Source organism: Bacillus sp. SD088 (genome assembly GCF_017355205.1).
In the GTDB taxonomy this organism is placed as follows: Bacteria; Bacillota; Bacilli; order Bacillales; family Bacillaceae_C; genus Lederbergia.
The window spans coordinates 1-18,370 of the sequence record NZ_JADIJK010000027.1 but is presented as its reverse complement, the minus strand read 5'-3'; the positions used below and the strand labels follow the sequence as shown (position 1 = coordinate 18,370).

Annotated in this window: 20 protein-coding genes; 7 read left to right on the top strand and 13 right to left on the bottom strand. The window is 38.1% G+C overall.

What is annotated here, in order from left to right:
• Positions 1-117 precede the first annotated feature (117 nt).
• The 4 genes from IPU53_RS19810 (at position 118) to IPU53_RS19795 (ending at position 2,988) form a co-directional block, all read left to right on the top strand.
• Positions 118-696, top strand: a complete 579-nt coding sequence (locus IPU53_RS19810; protein ID WP_207452730.1) for a DUF1189 family protein — start codon at positions 118-120, stop codon at positions 694-696.
• 53 nt (positions 697-749) lie between these two features.
• Positions 750-1,085 carry a hypothetical protein gene (locus IPU53_RS19805; protein WP_207452729.1) on the top strand — a complete coding sequence of 112 codons (336 nt, stop codon included), beginning with the start codon at positions 750-752 and terminating at the stop codon, positions 1,083-1,085.
• 131 nt (positions 1,086-1,216) lie between these two features.
• Positions 1,217-2,353 (top strand): flavodoxin-dependent (E)-4-hydroxy-3-methylbut-2-enyl-diphosphate synthase, encoded by a 1,137-nt coding sequence (gene ispG, locus IPU53_RS19800; RefSeq protein WP_242698450.1) that lies wholly within the window; start codon positions 1,217-1,219, stop codon positions 2,351-2,353.
• Between the two features lie 53 nt (positions 2,354-2,406).
• Complete coding sequence (locus IPU53_RS19795) at positions 2,407-2,988, top strand: 5' nucleotidase, NT5C type (protein ID WP_207452784.1); 582 nt, start codon at positions 2,407-2,409, stop codon at positions 2,986-2,988.
• Between the two features lie 29 nt (positions 2,989-3,017).
• Here the strand turns inward: IPU53_RS19795 and IPU53_RS19790 are convergent, their stop codons facing one another.
• From IPU53_RS19790 to IPU53_RS19780, 3 genes are read right to left on the bottom strand one after another with little or no spacing between them, the layout of a single operon-like run.
• The gene (locus tag IPU53_RS19790) at positions 3,018-3,428 is read right to left on the bottom strand and encodes a Fur family transcriptional regulator (protein ID WP_207452728.1); all 411 of its coding nucleotides are present in this window, start codon (positions 3,426-3,428) and stop codon (positions 3,018-3,020) included.
• A complete protein-coding gene (locus IPU53_RS19785; RefSeq protein WP_207452727.1) occupies positions 3,425-4,291 on the bottom strand; it encodes a metal ABC transporter permease in 867 nt (288 codons plus the stop codon). Before IPU53_RS19785 ends, IPU53_RS19790 begins: the two co-directional genes overlap by 4 nt.
• Positions 4,288-5,070: a metal ABC transporter ATP-binding protein gene (locus tag IPU53_RS19780; protein WP_207452726.1), complete on the bottom strand. Its 783-nt coding sequence runs from the start codon at positions 5,068-5,070 to the stop codon at positions 4,288-4,290. The genes IPU53_RS19785 and IPU53_RS19780 overlap by 4 nt, the downstream gene beginning before the upstream one ends.
• 242 nt (positions 5,071-5,312) lie before the next feature.
• On the opposite strand from IPU53_RS19780, the gene IPU53_RS19775 reads away from it, so the two are divergent.
• Positions 5,313-5,573: a DUF2624 domain-containing protein gene (locus IPU53_RS19775; RefSeq protein ID WP_374706881.1), complete on the top strand. Its 261-nt coding sequence runs from the start codon at positions 5,313-5,315 to the stop codon at positions 5,571-5,573.
• A 267-nt stretch (positions 5,574-5,840) separates the two neighbouring features.
• On the opposite strand, the gene IPU53_RS19770 is transcribed toward IPU53_RS19775, so the two are convergent.
• Together IPU53_RS19770 and IPU53_RS19765 are read right to left on the bottom strand one after the other, a co-directional pair.
• Positions 5,841-6,734: a deoxyribonuclease IV gene (locus tag IPU53_RS19770; protein WP_207452724.1), complete on the bottom strand. Its 894-nt coding sequence runs from the start codon at positions 6,732-6,734 to the stop codon at positions 5,841-5,843.
• Between the two features lie 12 nt (positions 6,735-6,746).
• On the bottom strand, positions 6,747-8,054 hold the full coding sequence (locus IPU53_RS19765; RefSeq protein ID WP_207452723.1) for a DEAD/DEAH box helicase: 1,308 nt from the start codon (positions 8,052-8,054) through the stop codon (positions 6,747-6,749).
• Positions 8,055-8,243: 189 nt separating this feature from the next.
• On the opposite strand from IPU53_RS19765, the gene vrrA reads away from it, so the two are divergent.
• Positions 8,244-8,807, top strand: a complete 564-nt coding sequence (vrrA, locus tag IPU53_RS19760; RefSeq protein WP_207452722.1) for a VrrA/YqfQ family protein — start codon at positions 8,244-8,246, stop codon at positions 8,805-8,807.
• Positions 8,808-9,018: 211 nt separating this feature from the next.
• Entirely contained in the window at positions 9,019-9,975 is a 957-nt protein-coding gene (locus IPU53_RS19755; RefSeq protein ID WP_207452721.1) for a 4-hydroxy-3-methylbut-2-enyl diphosphate reductase, read from the top strand.
• Between the two features lie 49 nt (positions 9,976-10,024).
• Here IPU53_RS19755 and IPU53_RS19750 read toward each other — a convergent pair whose 3' ends face one another.
• The 8 genes from IPU53_RS19750 to IPU53_RS19715 all read right to left on the bottom strand — a co-directional run bounded on the left by IPU53_RS19750 (position 10,025) and on the right by IPU53_RS19715 (position 18,073).
• Positions 10,025-11,143 carry a Nif3-like dinuclear metal center hexameric protein gene (locus IPU53_RS19750; protein WP_207452720.1) on the bottom strand — a complete coding sequence of 373 codons (1,119 nt, stop codon included), beginning with the start codon at positions 11,141-11,143 and terminating at the stop codon, positions 10,025-10,027.
• Positions 11,140-11,847 carry a tRNA (adenine(22)-N(1))-methyltransferase gene (locus IPU53_RS19745; RefSeq protein WP_207452719.1) on the bottom strand — a complete coding sequence of 236 codons (708 nt, stop codon included), beginning with the start codon at positions 11,845-11,847 and terminating at the stop codon, positions 11,140-11,142. Before IPU53_RS19745 ends, IPU53_RS19750 begins: the two co-directional genes overlap by 4 nt.
• A 284-nt stretch (positions 11,848-12,131) precedes the next feature.
• Complete coding sequence (gene cccA / locus IPU53_RS19740) at positions 12,132-12,485, bottom strand: cytochrome c550 (protein ID WP_207452718.1); 354 nt, start codon at positions 12,483-12,485, stop codon at positions 12,132-12,134.
• 144 nt (positions 12,486-12,629) lie between these two features.
• A complete protein-coding gene (locus IPU53_RS19735) occupies positions 12,630-13,169 on the bottom strand; it encodes a hypothetical protein (protein ID WP_207452717.1) in 540 nt (179 codons plus the stop codon).
• Positions 13,170-13,313: 144 nt separating this feature from the next.
• Entirely contained in the window at positions 13,314-14,444 is a 1,131-nt protein-coding gene (rpoD, locus tag IPU53_RS19730) for an RNA polymerase sigma factor RpoD (RefSeq protein ID WP_207452716.1), read from the bottom strand.
• Positions 14,445-14,620: 176 nt separating this feature from the next.
• The gene (gene dnaG / locus IPU53_RS19725) at positions 14,621-16,441 is read right to left on the bottom strand and encodes a DNA primase (protein WP_313886539.1); all 1,821 of its coding nucleotides are present in this window, start codon (positions 16,439-16,441) and stop codon (positions 14,621-14,623) included.
• 141 nt (positions 16,442-16,582) lie between these two features.
• Positions 16,583-17,002, bottom strand: a complete 420-nt coding sequence (locus IPU53_RS19720; protein WP_207452715.1) for a YaiI/YqxD family protein — start codon at positions 17,000-17,002, stop codon at positions 16,583-16,585.
• A gap of 261 nt (positions 17,003-17,263) precedes the next feature.
• Positions 17,264-18,073, bottom strand: a complete 810-nt coding sequence (locus IPU53_RS19715) for a pyruvate, water dikinase regulatory protein (protein ID WP_207452714.1) — start codon at positions 18,071-18,073, stop codon at positions 17,264-17,266.
• Between the last annotated feature and the right edge of the window lie 297 nt (positions 18,074-18,370).

Below are 18,370 nucleotides of genomic sequence, written 5' to 3'. Positions count from 1 at the left end.
ATTCCTCCCTATGTAATATTTTGAATCAAAACGTGATTCAAGGTTTCCAATTTAAGGTTATCAGAACCGGAAACCGTATTCAAATAATTTGCTCATATTGTTTCAGAATCTTTTCTCTTGAATATCCCTTCAATCCCGATGATAATATCTTTAGCAATGAAAGAAATAGAAAGCGACGTGAATACAATGAGAAATCTATCCATTTATACCTTATTCTATAAATCAATCTATTCCTTTAAGGATTTAGCAAAATTTCGTTTCCTTGATATTGGAAAAACGATCAAATACGTTTTTATACTAGCCATTATCTACTTTTTACCCGCAATGATCAACCTATTACTGATCGATCGCGACTTTTCTCATCTAGCAACAAATTTCGACAAAGGCAGTTTAGTGATCATTATTCCTATTTACCTTATTTTTACATATGTTCTCTACTCTGGATTGCTCTTTATAAAAATATCTATTCTAGCTGGGATTGCTCTTTTATTCGCAAAAGTGAGTCATCGTATATTGCCTTATCGAAACGCTTGGCGCTTGACAGCATTTAGTATCACTCTCCCAACCGTCCTATTTGCCCTTTTACCGTTGGCAAGAATCGACATTCCACTTGGGATTATATATGATGTCGCCCTCTCTATCATTTATATCCTATTTGCGATTATCAAAACGCCTCGTTCGAAAAAACAATCATAATTTTGCTCTTTCTATCATAAGCTTAATTAAGATGATAGAAAGGGTTATGTTCAATGAAAAAAATAATTGCTGTATTCGCTAGCCTCATTATTTTATATAGTGTTTATCATGATTTAACAGTGGGGGTACTTCCCGCTATTTCAGCCAACTCGACTATACAAGAAGATACGTCTATTCCTAAGGAAAAAGAAGAAAAGATGTTTACAGAAACAATACAGCCTGGTGATACTGTGCTATCTATATTAGAAACACATCAACAAGGAGCCTTACCTGTAGCCATCGAGCAAATTGTGACTGATTTTGAACAATTAAATAATGGTGTCAAACCTGAACAAATTCAAATTGGGAAAACCTATACATTTCCAATCTATTCGGAGGTAACGGATTAAATCTAGGTAGAATGTTGTCAAATAGCCTAAAAGATTGCTACAATAGAATAGTAAGAGATTTTAAAAAGGATGTTTAAAAAAAGACATTACGTTTATTTCATTTTTCTGATGTAAAAAGGAGAGAAGAACCCTTGGGTGAAATCATACATCGTACAAAAACACGTCCCATCAAAGTGGGGAATTTAACGATTGGTGGCGCTGACCAAGTTATTATCCAAAGTATGACGACAACGAAAACTCATGATGTCGAGGCAACTGTAGCTGAAATTAATCGTTTAGAAGAAGCAGGCTGCCAAATTGTACGCGTCGCTTGTCCAGATGAGCGAGCAGCAAACGCGATTTCTGAAATCAAAAAAAGAATTAATATTCCACTTGTTGTGGATATTCATTTTGATTATCGTCTTGCGTTGATTGCTATCGAGGGGGGTGCCGATAAGATTCGGATCAATCCTGGGAATATTGGCAAACGTGAGAGAGTTGAAGCGGTAGTAAAAGCAGCCAAGGCAAAAGGAATTCCAATTCGCATTGGTGTGAATGCTGGAAGTCTTGAAAGAAATATTCTAAAAAAATACGGATACCCTACTGCTGATGGAATGGTTGAAAGTGCCCTTCATCATATTAAAATTCTGGAGGACCTAGATTTCCATGATATTATTGTCTCTATGAAGGCTTCTGATGTAAATTTAGCCATTGAGGCATACGAAAAAGCTGCTAAAGCATTTGATTATCCTTTACATCTGGGAATCACGGAAAGTGGAACATTATTTGCTGGAACAGTCAAAAGTGCCGCTGGTCTTGGAGCAATTCTAAGCAAGGGAATCGGAAACACATTAAGAGTTTCTCTAAGTGCTGATCCTGTTGAAGAAGTTAAGGTTGCGAGAGAATTATTAAAATCTTTCGGCCTGATTGCGAATGCAGCCACATTAGTTTCTTGTCCAACTTGTGGAAGAATCGAAATCGACCTTATCAAAATCGCAAATGAGGTTGAGGAGTATTTGCAAACCATTAAGGCTCCTATTAAAGTCTCTGTATTAGGATGTGCTGTGAATGGCCCTGGTGAAGCAAGAGAAGCCGATATTGGCATCGCTGGTGCACGTGGCGAGGGATTGCTCTTTAAAAAAGGAAAAACCGTAAGAAAGGTCCCTGAAGCCACAATGGTCGATGAATTAAAAAAGGAAATCGATAAAATGGCTGAAGATTACTATAAAAAACAAGAAGAAGAAAAACAAAAAAACTCAGCTAATATGGAGGTAAAAGAGGGTGTCTAATGACAGCCTCTTTCTTAACACAACAAGAAGTATTACCAGTGGAAGGAGATTTTATGAAGAAAAGATTTGGTATCGATATTGATGGAACAGTTACATGCCCAACATCGCTTATTCCACATATCAATAAGGCGTTTCAAATAAACATTACATTGGATGATTTAACAGAGTATGAGCTAACCGATTGTTTGGATTTACCGAAAGGGGCTGTTTCTGACTGGTATATCAACACAGAATCAGAAATTTGTGCACAGTCCCCCTTAGCAGACGGTGCAAAATCTGTATTGAATGATTGGTTTTTCGAGTATGAATTATATTTTATAAGCGCTCGAAGTAATAGAGTGATGGATATAACGAAGACATGGTTTCTTGACAAAGAAATTGATTTTCACCATATTGAATTAATTGGTTCACATGACAAAGTAGGCACGGCTCGTAAATATGACATTGATCTATTTTTCGAAGACAAACATGATAATGCCGTCGCAATCTCAAACGAACTAGATATCCCTGTCATCTTATTTGATACACCATATAATCGCAAACCGATTCCCGAAAAAGTAATTCGAGTGCACAATTGGCAAGAAGCAAAAGATTGGGTCGATCAATGGATTGGGGCCTGTCCCCCAACGCGTTAAATCATTAACGTGATGGGGGTCAGGCCCCGTTACGTACAATTTGGACATTTGCCGTAGATTTCAAATTTATGGTCTGCTACTTCAAATCCGTTCAAGTCTTCTGTGACAAAATCCATTGGGCAGGCTTCAATTGCTTTTGTTCGACCGCATTGCAGACAGATAAAATGATGATGGTGGTCGTGATTTGCACAGGTAAAGCGGAAATGCTTTTCTCCACTTAATTCTGTTGATTCTAGAATTTCTAATTCATTAAACAAGGAAAGATTTCGGTAAATAGTATCGAAGCTGAGTTGCGGAAAATCTTCCTGCATCTCCAATAATACCTCTCTCGCTGTTAGATATTTATTATGACTAGCAAAAATGTTCAGCATTTGCTCTCGTTTGTCCGTTATTTTATACCCTTTATTTTTCAACATGTCAATCGCTTCTGTTACATTCATGCTTTTTCACCTCTTGAATTCCATAATGCACCTTTTGTTCGCAGACGTTTTAACAGAATAGTGATAAGTAAAATAAAAATAGATAAAACAACAATCGTTCCACCAGGTGCCAAATCCAGATAATAAGCGCTGGTTAAGCCGCCTATAACAGAAATTTCGCCGAATAGAATAGATAGCCAGATAGTTCGCTTAAAACCTCTAGCAATCCGCATACTTGCAGCAACCGGTAGTGTCATCAGTGCGGAAACAAGTAAAATTCCCACGATTCGCATCGAAGCCGCAATCACTAGGGCTGTCATCAGCATAAAAAGGAAATGAAGAAATTTTGCTGGTATCCCCGCTACTTTTGCATGTTCTTCATCAAAAGATAATAAAAACCATTCTTTATAGAGCAGAATGATAATCAATCCTACGAAAAAGGCAATTCCTAAAATAAGGTATAAATCCATTCTTGAAACGGCACTAACACTTCCAAATAAATAACTAAATAAATCTGTGTTAAACCCATCTGCCATCGAAATAAAAATAACGCTAACACCAATTCCACCCGACATAATGATAGGAATGGCCAGTTCTTGATAATGCTTATAAACTAAACGTAATCGTTCAATCAAAAGCGAACCAACGACGGAAAAGCCGACTCCCAAATAAAGAGGATTCATTCCCGCAAACGGCGGAAATGCTTTACTAAAATATAAACTTGTCGCAATTCCTGCTAATGTCACGTGACTCAATGCATCCGCGATTAAGGATAATCTTCTCACAACAATAAATGTGCCTAATAACGGAGCAATGAAACCTATTAACAAACCCGTTATAAATGTATTACGCAAAAACTCATATTGCAAGATGGCCTCAATCATATTTTCGCACCTTCTTGCTCATGAGTATGATCGTGTAGTAAAGCGTGCACATCATGATTATATACTGCAGATAAATCATCTGAATTAAATTTTTCAAATTCTCCTACATCGCCATGAAAATGCAATATCTTATTTAAACAAGCAACATGTGTCACTTTATCCGTCATTGTCCCAATATCATGTGTAACTAAAATTAAGGTAATTCCTTGTTCTTGATTTAATTGTACCAGCATATCGTAGAAAGATCGAACATTTCTTTCATCAACGCCGACCGTCGGTTCATCCAAAATAAGAATATCAGGCTTTGAAACTAATGATCTAGCGATAAAGACACGCTGTTGTTGTCCACCTGATAGCTCTCCTATATTTCGTCGAACGAAATCCCCCATACCAACAGCGTCAATGGCCTCCATGATCAATTTTCTATGTTGGTCCTTTAAAACGCGAAATAATCCTAGCTTTCCAGTTAACCCACTTGCCACAACTTCAAACACAGTCGCTGGGAATCCACTATTAAAAGAATTCGCTTTTTGTGATACAAAGCCAATTCGATTCCGATCTTTAAATTTTGCTATTGATTCATGAAAAAGCGATATTTCTCCAGTTTGAGGCTTAATTAATCCTAGAATTAATTTTAATAAGGTCGATTTTCCAGATCCATTTGGACCAACCAAACCTAAAAAGTCCCCTTTATGAACAGATAAATTGATCTGCTCTAATACCCATTCACGTTCATAACGAAAGCTTACATCTTTTATATCAATCACTGACTTCGTCATATATTTCATCCTTCATTCAATAAGAATCATTACGATTTATTATATCAGTATACCATATTTCTATTCAATTTGTAAATGGTAGTTCTTCAGAGAGTGAACCTTGATTTGGTTAGAAAGACTATGTTCGCACCGCTTTGCAACGTAAACCAGTTATCCACAAGCAGAATATATTATAGTTTCTTAAGCGTTTTAAAAAAACAGGCACAAATATCTTGATAAAGCATACATATTTATGGGGAGTGATGATCTTGAAGTTGATTAAAAATATGGTTAATTTAAAGGTTAACATGATTACGGCTGAAGAATTACTAAAATACGCGAAACAATTTAATTTTGAGGTTTCGAGGGATGAAGCGGAGAAAGTTGCTGCTTACTTAAGAGGAAAAAACTTAGATATTTTCGATGACCGAACTCGCTCACAAATCATACGCGAAATAGCCAAAATCGCCGGACCTAAAACAGCAAAAGAATTAAACAAATTATTTATCCAGTTTACAAGTTAAGAACAAGAGCTCAAGCGCCTTGATCAGCCCCGACAAGCAAATGTTCCTGAGCAGCCTAGGAATGGGCTTTTTCCCTTCATAGGTTCAGGGTTATTTGACCTCGAGGGGCTAGGCGCTGGAGCTAGATGACAAAACTCAAAATTACAACTTACCTACAAGCTACAATTTTTTATAATTTCCTAAACCAGAACAAAACAGCAAGTACTCATCCAAACTTTTTATTAAGGGGACATTTCTCTGTTTTTTAGATGTCCCCCTCTTTATTCTTTACTGAGACATGATATCTTCCAATAGATGCTCATTAAACTCGCCTTTTTTTAACATATCGATTTCATATTTATAAGGAGGCTTTTTATTCTTCTTATCTTCCCCAACATACGGTGTTTCTAATATTTTCGGAATATCCGTAAATTGCGGATGATTAATAATATAATGTAGTGCAGGAAAGCCAATATGACCAAGGCCAATATTTTGATGGCGGTCTTTTCGTGCACCGCGTTCATTTTTGCTATCATTAATATGCAATACTTTTATACGTTCTATTCCAATAGTACGATCGAATTCATCCAGTACTCCATCGAAATCTTGGACAATGTCATAACCCGCATCGTGAGTATGGCAAGTATCAAAACAAACTGATAGTTTATCATTTAAGTGGACGCCATCGAAAATTTTCGCCAATTCCTCGAAAGAACGACCACATTCAGAACCTTTTCCAGCCATTGTTTCAAGAGCAATTTGGACATTCTGATCAGCTGTTAGGACCTCATTTAACCCTTCAATGATCTTTTGAATTCCTTTTTCTGCTCCTTCTCCCACATGGGCGCCTGGATGTAACACAATTTGTTTAGCTCCAATTGCTTCTGTTCTTTCAATTTCGGACCGGAGAAAATTAACACCTAATTCAAATGTTTCAGGTTTAACACTATTACCAATATTGATAATATAAGGGGCATGGACAATAATTTCATCTATTCCATTCTCTCTCATATGGGTTTGTCCCGCTTCAATGTTTAATTCTTCAATCTTTTTTCTTTTAGTATTTTGCGGAGCTCCTGTATAAATCATAAATGTATTAGCTCCATAAGATACGGCTTCTTCGCTTGACGCTAGCAACATTTTCTTGCCACTCATCGATACATGTGAACCAATTTTCAACATACCCACTCCCCCTTATTTCTTACGATTTTTTACTTTTTGCTCACGCTTCATAATCTGTTCTCTTTGTTTTTGCATCTTCTTCTTATAACCAGGCTTTACTTGTTTAGGTTTTCTTACAAGCTGCTTGGCTTTGAGTTCTTCCTCGGAAACTGACTTCAGACGCTTCTTTCTTCGATTTCGGTCTGTACTCTCTACCCAGTCGCCATGTTCAAAATCTAAATAGTTAAATGAAACCCCCATTTTTTCCAATTTAACCAAGGCATCATCATCACTAGGCTGATAAAGGGTAACCGCGATTCCCTTATTCCCTGCTCTTGCCGTTCTCCCAGCACGATGAATATAAAAATCAAGGTCCTTTGGCAATTCGTAATTAATAATATGACTTATCCCTTGGATATCGATTCCCCTTGCTGCTAGATCTGTTGCAACGATATATTGAAAATCGAGCTGACGAATCTGCTTCATCATCCTTTTACGTTCACGGGGGCTGATATCACCATGAAGTCTCCCAACCTTTAAGCCTCTCTCAATCAATTGATCTGCAACAATGTCAGCCATTTGTTTTGTATTAACAAAAACAATTGCTAAGTACGGATTATACGATTGAAGCATGTCATGGATTAGTTCAACTTTTTCGCGACTTTTTAATGGTACTAAAATATGTTCAATGTTTTCGGCTGCGATACTCTCGGGATTTACCTGTTCATATTTCGGATTTTCCATGTATTTCTTTAAAAAAGGTTTTATTTTTTCCGGAATTGTTGCAGAGAACACAAGCATTTGCAATTCATCCGGCATTCTAGCAGCTACTTGATCCACATCATGTAAAAAACCCATATCAAGCATAAGATCTGCTTCGTCGACGACGAGCGTATTTGCTTTATGAATAAAAAGTGCTTGTTCCCTGATCAAGTCATGAATGCGGCCTGGGGTTCCCACAATAATATGCGGCTGCTCTTTCAATCTGCCAACATCTCGCTGTTTGTCTGTCCCCCCAATAAAACGCTTGGCCGTAATCGAATTGTCTTCATCATATTGTAAAACATTTAAAATCTCTTGATATATTTGATCAGCTAATTCTCTTGTTGGCACTGTAATAACAGCTTGAACATGTTTCTGTTCTGGTCTTATCGACTGTATAATCGGCAAGAGATAAGCATGCGTTTTCCCTGTACCTGTTTGGGATTGTCCAATCGCACTATACCCCTGTAAAATCAGAGGGATCATTTTTTGCTGAATTTCAGTCGGTTGACAAAATCCCATTTCTTCAATGGCACGAACAATAAATGGTTGCAGCTTAAATTGTTTAAAATCGTTCATTTTTTCACTTCCTATAAGTAGGATCATCTCAAATATCTAATTATATACGAATAAGCACAGATTCACAAATATTGACCTTTCGGGAACTTTTCTTCCTTTATCCCAATAAATTACAACAAAGGCACGGCGATTATCCAAACTTTTCTTGGTTGTTTGCATAAATTATCTATAGGAAGGGAGGTTATGTAATTGGCATTACGTAATCCAGGCCCAATGCCCCCACAAAGAATGGCATGGCCAGCACGCAATATGGGTCAATCAGGGATGTTTGGTCCAGGTGGTCCTCGAGGAATGCAGCCTTTCGGACAGCAACCTGGTCTACCTGCAAACAGAGGATTATTAGCAAAATTATTCTCAAGACAGGCTGCACCTGAAGCTGCAAATATGTTTGCAAGGTCCGCAGGCACAGAGACATCTTTGCTTCAGGGGCTTACGAATCCGCAAACAATTGGTAATTTCTTAGGGAAAACACAGAATGTATTAAATACAGCGCAGCAAATCGGACCACTTATACAGCAATATGGACCCATGGTAAAAAATCTTCCAGCCATGTGGCGGATCTATCAAGGGTTAACATCTTCAGAGAATGATGATGCGAAGGAACCCACTACGGAGGAACAATCGCTAGACGATGCTTTAGAATCAAAAACGAATGCATCGACTACAGAAACGAAGAAGAAAACAGAAACAGTTGCTCGTCAGAAAGAGCGAGAGATGGGAGAATCCGTACCAAAATTATATATTCCATCATAATAACGTTTTAAGGATGATTAAGGTTGAACGCGCCACCCTCAAACAGTGACGTCCTGTCGCTTCGTCGACTCTCGTGCATCCCGTATGTCGAAACGCTGTTTTGACCAACATCCTATTGGCCTCCTGCGTTTGGCTTTTTTATCGATCTCCTTTATAATAGATAAGGAGTTCAATAGATTACAGGCTAAAGCCTCTTGTCAGGAGGATTTAAATGAAAGTTATTAAGATTACCCCACGGGGTTACTGTTACGGTGTGGTAGATGCCATGGTTATCGCTCGAAATGCTTCTTTGGATAAAACCTTACCACGTCCCATCTACATTTTAGGGATGATTGTTCATAATAAACATGTCACTGATGCATTTGAAGAAGATGGAATTATCACATTAGACGGACCGAATCGAAAAGAAATCTTAGAAAAGGTTGATCAGGGTACTGTTATTTTCACCGCTCATGGGGTCTCCCCTGAAGTTCGTGAACTAGCAAAACAAAAAGGATTGACAACAATTGATGCCACCTGTCCGGATGTAACAGTCACCCATGACTTAATAAAAGAAAAAGAAAAAGAAGGTTATAACGTCATTTATATTGGTAAAAAAGGGCATCCTGAGCCTGAAGGTGCTGTCGGAGTCGCCCCCGATATCGTCCATCTGGTTGAGAGTTTGGATGATGTAGAAACACTAGACATTCAAAATGAAAAAATTATTGTCACAAATCAAACGACAATGAGTCAATGGGATGTCCAAGCGATTATGGATAAAGTACGAGCTAAATATCCACATGTCGAGCAACATAAAGAAATTTGTCTTGCCACCCAAGTCAGACAAGAAGCAGTTGCCGATCAAGCAGGGGAAGCGGACGTACTTATTGTAGTTGGTGATCCAATGAGCAATAATTCAAACCGTTTAGCCCAGGTATCAAAGGAAATCGCTGGTACTGCCGCCTATCGTATAGCAGATGTATCAGAAATTCAAATTGAATGGATTTTAAAGGCAAAAACAGTAGCAATTACGGCTGGAGCGTCCACTCCGACGCCAATTGTTCGCGAGGTATTAAAGTTTTTAGAACAATTCGATCCCGCCGATCAAGCAACATGGGATCGCGAACACAAAGTGCCTCTAAATAAAATCTTACCAAGAATTACAAAAACTTCACTTACTACCAGGTGATAGAAAAGCACAAAATTCATAATGAATTTTGTGCTTTTCACCTATATTATCATAAAAAGATAAACGGGTTTGTGTCCTCCTCTGATGGAAATATATTCACATCAAATCGACTACTTTCACATTCTTTCCTGAGGATCTCCGATACACCCTTCTTCATAATTTTTTCAACATTATGGCCAGGATCGACAATATTTAACCCGAGATTCATTGCATCATGGGCTGTATGATAATAGAAATCTCCTGTGACATAAACATCAGCCCCTTTGAATTTAGCTTGAGAGAAGTATTTATTGCCATCCCCGCCCAATACAGCGACTTTTTTCACTTTGTCCTCTAGATTACCAACAACTCGTACCCCAGAAGAATCCAATACTTTCTTAGTGAAAAGGGAAAAATCTCCTAGAGACATTTCTTCTGGTAACTCCCCGATTTTTCCAAGTCCAAGCTCCTCCCCTTTTAAAGCAAGATCATAGAGATCATATGCTGGCTCTTCATAAGGATGTGCTTTCAACATCGCTTTGATTACCCTTTTCTCTATTTCAACAGGGTAAACAGTCTCCACTTTCACCTCTGGAACGGCTTCAAGCTTTCCATGCTGCCCAATATGTGGATCTGTATGATCGCCTGGTAAAAACCGCCCCGTTCCTTCTGCTGAGAAGGAACAATGACTATAATCCCCAATTGCTCCAGCACCAGCTTCTCCTAAGGCTGTGCGTATCTTTTCCTCATCCTCCACGGGAACATAGACAGCTAATTTCCTTAGTTGTTGTTCATAAGTTGGAACAAGAACAGACGTGTACTCAAGCTTAAGCGCTTCAGCTAACATATCATTTACGCCCCCTTTTGCTATATCTAGGTTCGTATGGGCAGCATAAACAGTTATATCATGTTTTAGCAGCTTGGCCACAATTCTACCTTGAGCTAAGTCTGTTTGGATGTTTTTCATCGGCCGAAAAATCATCGGGTGGTGTGCAATAATCAAATCGACCTCTTTTTCAATCGCCTCATCGACAACATTCTCTAATACATCTAAGACAATCATAATATTTTTTACAGGCTTTTGAAATGAACCTACTTGTAGACCAATTGGGTCTCCTTCAAACGCATACTTCTTTGGCGCAAACTGTTCAAATAATTGAATGATTTGACCTGTCTTTACTTCCTTCACATAATCTCCTCCCTTACCATGGCTATTTTGTTTATGAGCACTTGCTTTTTCTTCTCTATTACTTGATTCTGCTCTGCCTTATTTAATTCTAGTAACACTTTTTCCCATATTCGCAGTTCACCATGCCACTTTTGCTTAAAATGGTCGTCCTTTTTTTTCAATAAGAATGGTCCTAATAAAAATTCCTTGGTTACATCTGTATAAGGAAGGGATGGATTACCAGGTTCAGCTACAAGAACTTCATAATATTTTCCCTCTTCCTCGATCAACTGTTCAGCTACAAGCTGCCAGTTTTGCTCATAGAGCCACTTTCGTACTTTTTCAGCCGCTATATTGGGTTGAAGAATCAAACGGCTTATAGAGGCTAATTTTTCCTTCTGAGCCGATAAAATTTCTGTGATTAGACTTCCTCCCATTCCAGCAATGATAATACAGTCTACTTGATCCGTGGATTGAAGCACTTCCAAGCCACTTCCCTTTCGAACCGAGATTTTGTCTGTTAAATGAGCCGCCTCAACCTGTTTTAGAGCTGATTGATAAGGTCCTTCTACAACCTCTCCAGCAATGGCGGAGATGGCAATTCCCTTGTTCACAGCGTAACATGGCAAGTATGCGTGGTCTGAACCAATATCAGCAATGCTCATACTTGGTTTAATAAATGAAACAACGGTTTCCAATCTTTTCGATAGTTTTTCACTATTCATTCCATCACCTCTTATTAGGAAAAGTTCGCGACGTCCTGCACTTCGTCTGTACTCATACATCCTGTTGCCCTCTGACAAGCAAATATTCCTGAACCTTGGAAAGGCGATCCTTCCCTTCATAGGTTTAGGGTTATTAAGCAGAAATCGACTAAAGGCGCGACATCCCGTGAGCTTCTCGGGGCTAGGCGCTGGAGCTAGATCCAGTATTAGCCAAATTTATACTTCTTATCTTTTAAAGTTAAAAGAGTTCCTTGCAAAATGCAAAGAACTCTTCTTACAAGTCATTATTTTAGATTTGCCACATACTCAGCCATTTCATCAATATTATCTGGTTCTACCAACCCAGCTGGCATTCCACCATCTGTTCCATTGGTTAGAATCTCGGCAATTTCTTCTTGGGAAAGCCCTGTTCCATGAAGTGAAGGACCAGCACCGCCTTCTAGATTTTCACCATGACAGGAAATACATGTTTGAGTTGCGTATGATTCAGGATCAAAAGCGACTTCTTCTCCGCCACCTTCTTCTCCTTCATTAGCTATTTCTTTAGCGTCCCCAATCCCTTTAATCCCGAGGAAAAAAATGATGACAAATCCCATTGCAAAAATTAGAAAATAGGGAACGAGTGGATTACGTTTCACTACTTAAGCCCTCCTTAGTAAGATCACTATGTATACAATATAAATTATGCTTCAAACAACTCTATTTTACTCGAAATACAAAAAAAGTAAAAGCTTTTGCAGTAAAATTCATGTATTATTCAATATTTAGCCAAAAATACTCTGCTAAATGAGCATAACAAAAAACAATAATACCGCGGCGATCAAACCAGATAGCGTGAAAAATAGCTTTTTTCCAATCAGTCCACCAACAATCCACATCATACAATTTAATAGAAGAAGCCAATATAAGCTAGTTGTCTTATTTCCAAAAAACGCCGCATTGATTTGAACGGTATAAAAAAGGAGTAAAAAAGCTGCCGTAATATAGACAAGCATGGGATTTAAATTTTTTTTACGAAAATAAAACCAACTAAAAATAAGGGCGACGACAAAAACAGACAGAAAAAGCGTTTGCATTCCGAATGAAATAACTGTAATATATGTTATTACAGCCATTACTAAGATAAATGTTACTAGTAGTAATGACAAAATAGCTTCCCATTGAAAGATTTTCTTGTGTTTTTTTCGTTTTTGGGGTTGTTGGTTTTCATCTCCCTGTGTATACAAGGCGATGAGGTAATCACAGTAATGCTCTGGAAGAATTTTATGCTCCTTCCAGAAATTGATTTCATGTAATAGGACGGTTTTTCTATCATCCTTCATTCGGAGTTGCCTCTCTTTTATATTATTGAAAAAGCATTATTATAAATCGGTAATAGGAAAGGAGGGGAGCAGATAGCTGCCATCGCCCTAAGTAAAGGAAAAGTTTACTTCCGAAACCAGAAGTAAACTGTAAAGTATTCCGGATTATTCTAAAAAGTCTTTTAGTCGCTTACTTCTGCTAGGATGTCTTAGTTTTCTAAGGGCCTTCGCTTCAATCTGTCTTATCCGCTCCCTTGTGACACCGAAAACTTTGCCTACCTCCTCAAGCGTACGTGTGCGACCATCATCAAGTCCAAAACGAAGTCTTAGCACATTTTCTTCTCGATCCGTCAATGTGTCTAATACATCCTCTAGCTGTTCTTTTAGAAGCTCATAAGCAGCATGCTCTGATGGTGATGTCGCTTCCTGGTCTTCAATAAAATCACCTAAATGGGAATCATCTTCTTCTCCAATGGGTGTTTCTAATGAAACAGGCTCTTGTGCGATTTTCAAAATTTCACGGACTTTATCTGGTGTCATGTCCATTTCTTCAGCAATTTCTTCTGGAGTTGGTTCACGACCCAAATCCTGTAATAATTGACGTTGCACTCTGATCAATTTATTGATCGTTTCAACCATATGCACGGGAATCCGGATGGTTCTCGCCTGGTCAGCAATTGCTCTTGTAATAGCTTGACGGATCCACCACGTTGCATACGTACTAAATTTGAACCCTTTATCATAGTCGAATTTTTCAACTGCCTTAATGAGACCCATATTGCCTTCTTGAATCAAGTCTAAAAACAGCATACCGCGACCTACATAACGCTTGGCAATACTTACAACAAGTCGCAGATTCGCCTCAGCTAATCGTTTCTTGGCTTCCTCGTCACCTTGTTCAATCCGCTTAGCCAATTCAACCTCTTCTTGGGCTGATAAAAGGTCTACACGTCCTATTTCTTTCAAATACATTCTCACTGGATCATTAATTTTTACACCCGGGGGAACGCTCAGATCATTTAAATCAAATTCTTCTTCACTTTCTTTTTGAATATCACTAACATTTGGTACCTCTTCCTCATCGGAATCTTCAACTAACTCTACCCCTTGATCTGTGAGATGCTCATAAAATTCATCCAGTTGATCAGAATCCAAGTCAAAATGACCTAGTTTCTCTCCAATTTTTTCGTATGTTAAAGTTCCAACTTTTTTACCGTGTTCAATCAATTGATCTCTCGCTTGATCTACAGTAAGTTCAGTATCAGTTTCATTGGAACGAGCTGATTTTTCAGCCATGCATTTTCCTCCTTCCAACATTAAGCTAACGCGATGCTTATTTACGTAGGCTAGACATGTATTAATGCCAGTTAGCTTCGTAAAACTCCTTAAACAATGGTTAGCTTCTACAGCATAAATATCATTTTTCACATGTATTCTTGCTCATCGAAGTAAAAGAATTAAGCTATATACAATCAAAGAGATCGGCGCAATTCCACTATTTCCTTAGCCAATTCTATTGCTTTCCCAAATTCCTTCTTTCGTTCAGCTGCTTTTTGTTCTGCTTGCTTTTCTTTTATCATTAACAATTTAGGATATTTCAACACATGGCCCACATAATCATTTAACTCTTTTTCACTATATTCATGATCAACAGCCAACATCTCTATTTCAGAAACAATTTTTCGTAATTTTACATCTGGAAGATAATTCATAAACAAACTTGAGTCTGGTTTATTTCCTTCCTCATAATAGCCAAGCAGATACGTAACGATCGCTTGATGCTCATCATAATGGAAGACTCCATCCCCCATCATTTCCATGATTCGGTAAACTAATTCCTCTTGTTGCATCATTTTAGCAATTAATTGCCGTTCAGCTAATGCGATTGCTGGCAATCGTTGTTGTTTTGGAAGATCTGCTATTGGATTTTCTAATTGTCGCACCTCTGTCTGTTGTTGCTCGATCTCTTTAATGACAGGTGGTTGAATCCGTTCATTTAGTTGTGACATTAAAGCTTCGAGGGACAGAGAAAATTCTTCAGACAACTGTCTTATATACATATCCCGTTCTACAGCGTTCCCTAACTTGGCAATTTCTATGATGGCACTATCGATAAAGCTGAGTAAATCCCCCTCATGTTGAAGGTTTTTCCCTCTTCGAAAATAAAATAACTTAAAAGCCATCCATGTTTGAGCATTCCCTATTACATCCGCATGGAATTTTTCTTCTCCATATTGCTGAATGTAGTCATCGGGGTCCAATTGATCAGGCAATTGAGCTACGGTCACATCCATCCCGAATCTTTCTAATAAAGAGCCTGATTTAAAAGCTGCCTCCACCCCTGCATCATCTGAATCAAGACAAAGGACAATAGTATTTGATAATCTTTTTAATAGCTGAATATGTTTTTCCGTTAGGGCTGTCCCCATAAGAGCTACACTATTGGAAACTCCAGCTCGATCGGCAGATATTACATCCGCAAAGCCTTCAAATAAAACTGTATATCCAACCCTACGTATATGACTCCTTGCTTGATAGTAATTGTACAAAAGTGAGCTTTTATGAAAAAGCAATGTTTCTGGAGTATTTAAATACTTTGGATGGTCCTCGTCTGAAAGGGATCTCGCTGAAAATGCGATAACTTTCCCTTTTTCATTTAGAAGTGGAAACATAATGCGATTGCGGAAACGATCAACAAAAGCCTGATCTTTGTTCCGACGAGCTAGCAATCCGGCTTTATTCATGGTTTCTAAAGAAAAGCCATGCTGTTCTAAATAGTTCACCGCGAAATTCCACTCCGGCAAAGAATAGCCGATATTAAATTTTTGAATACTCTCCTTTGTAAAACCTCTTCTAAGTAAATGTTGAAGAGCATCGGCTCCCTCATTGGTGTTCAAGAGCAGATGATGGTAGAATTTTGTTAGCAACTCATGGGCCTTGATCATCTCAGCTTGCTCGGGAGGTAATGAACTCTGATTATCGTTATAGGTGCTTGGGTCTATTTGAAGTTCAACATTTCCTTTCGCAGCAACCTTTTCAGCCGCTTCTTGAAAGGAGGTTCCTTCCATTTCCATAATAAAAGAAAAGGCATTTCCTCCCATCCCACAACCAAAGCAATGAAAGATTTGCTTTTCCTGTGAAACAGAGAATGATGGAGTATTTTCACCATGAAAAGGACACAGTCCAAAATAATTACGGCCCTGTTTTCTTAGCTGAACGTATTCACTAATTACATCAACGATGTCAACCGATTGTTTTATCTCGGCAATCTTATCCTCAGGAATCCTTGCCACACAGTCCATCTCCATCTATTAAAGTTAAACTTATTAACACGTTAAAGAAGATGTAAGAGATGATGAATTTTTTTATTTTCATCTAACTAGTTAAACATCCTCCTCATTCAATGAAAATAGCATACTTTTTGCCATTTATTTTTAATTCGACGCAAATGTTGAATCTCCTTCAAAATTCGACAATAATTCACAAAGAGTTTGTATAAACCTATTTCGATCACCATCAGTGAACGTCTTAGGCCCCTTACCGTAGTTCCCTTTTTTTCTTTCGATAGCAGATAAGTACCGAAAATCAAGGGCTGTTTGAATAGAGTCTTCTTTAAAAGGCACTCCACGTGGTGATAACACATGGACATTTCTCGCCAACGCTAAGCTAGCTAAGCCTATATCCTGTGTAATTAACAAATTGTTCGGGTGAAGATGATTTAAAATATAGAGATCTGCCGAATCCCTTCCAGGATCTACAAACACCCAATCTTCCTGATCATTTAAATCAGTAGGTTTATGATCGTAGGAAGCCACAAAGCGAACATGCCAGCCGTATTGATCTGCGGCTTTCATTATTTCCTTTTTTACAGGACATGCATCTGCATCAACAAATATGCGTTTATTATCTATAATTCTACATCACTCCGCTGATTCCTTCTTATTATGAAAAGTAATTAAGGAAACATGTCGTTTTTTCCCGTCTCCGGTAATTCTCCATTGTCCCTAGTGTATTCCTAAACGTTTTGCTCTAAACCTTTTTTAGGCACTTATTGAACACAAAACTATATTATAACGTATTTCTAATAGTTTTGCCATGATTAACAACTGAATAATTTATCCTTTTCGGTGATTCATATAACTAATAATCAAATTAGCTGTTTCCTCTACCGCCTTATTCGTAACATCAATAATCGTGCAACCAATTTTTTCGGAAATGAAATCAAAATATTCCAATTCTCTCTTTATTCTTTCGATGTTCGCATAACTTGCATTATCGTTTAATCCTAGGGCAATTAATCTCTCTCGGCGGATATGGTTCAATTTTTCCGGACTAATTTTCAAACCAATACATCTTTTAGGGTCCACAGTAAACAACTCTTTGGGAGGGTCTATCTCAGGAAGAACTGGGACATTGGCCACTTTGATACTTTTTAATGCCAAGTGTTGGGATAAAGGTGTTTTCGAGGTTCTAGAAACTCCAATCAAAATAATATCAGCTCGCAGTAATCCCCGGGGGTCACGTCCATCATCATATTTAACTGCAAATTCAATTGCTTCAATTCGCTTAAAATAATCTTCATCTAACTTTCTCACTAAGCCAGGTTCATTTAATGGTGCTCTTTCAAATTTCTTTTCAAATTTATCCATTAATGGCCCCATGATATCAATCCCATTAATCTGATGCATGTAGGTCATTCTTTGCATATATTCTCTTATCTCAGGTTTCACTAATGTGTAAACAATCATTCCTTGATCCTTAATAGCTTTTGCTATGATTTGATCAATATCTTCCTTGTTCTCGATATAGGGATAACGATTAATTAAGGCATCTGAACCATTAAACTGCCTTAAAGCTGCAATGGTCACAAGTTCAGCAGTCTCCCCTACAGAGTCTGATACTACATAAATAATAGGCTCCGTCACTTACTACACAACCCCTTTTGGAAGAGGCTGGGACATAATTACAACGTTAAGCTCCAAAGATGAACAATGCATTACCTTAAAGGAGGAAATATACGTAGACACCTGCGGGAAGTGAAAGTTCGGCAAAACCCCAGAAGGCTTGCCACTCGTCCGCGGAAAGTGAAGTATAATTCCGAAGCAGGGATTATGCCCCCTAGTAATTCAATTTTTTCTTTGGTGAAAATACTTATGTCCCAGCCTCTTTAATTTTATACCCGCACGCAGCAGGTCAGAAGTCTTCAAATCGGTACATCACTT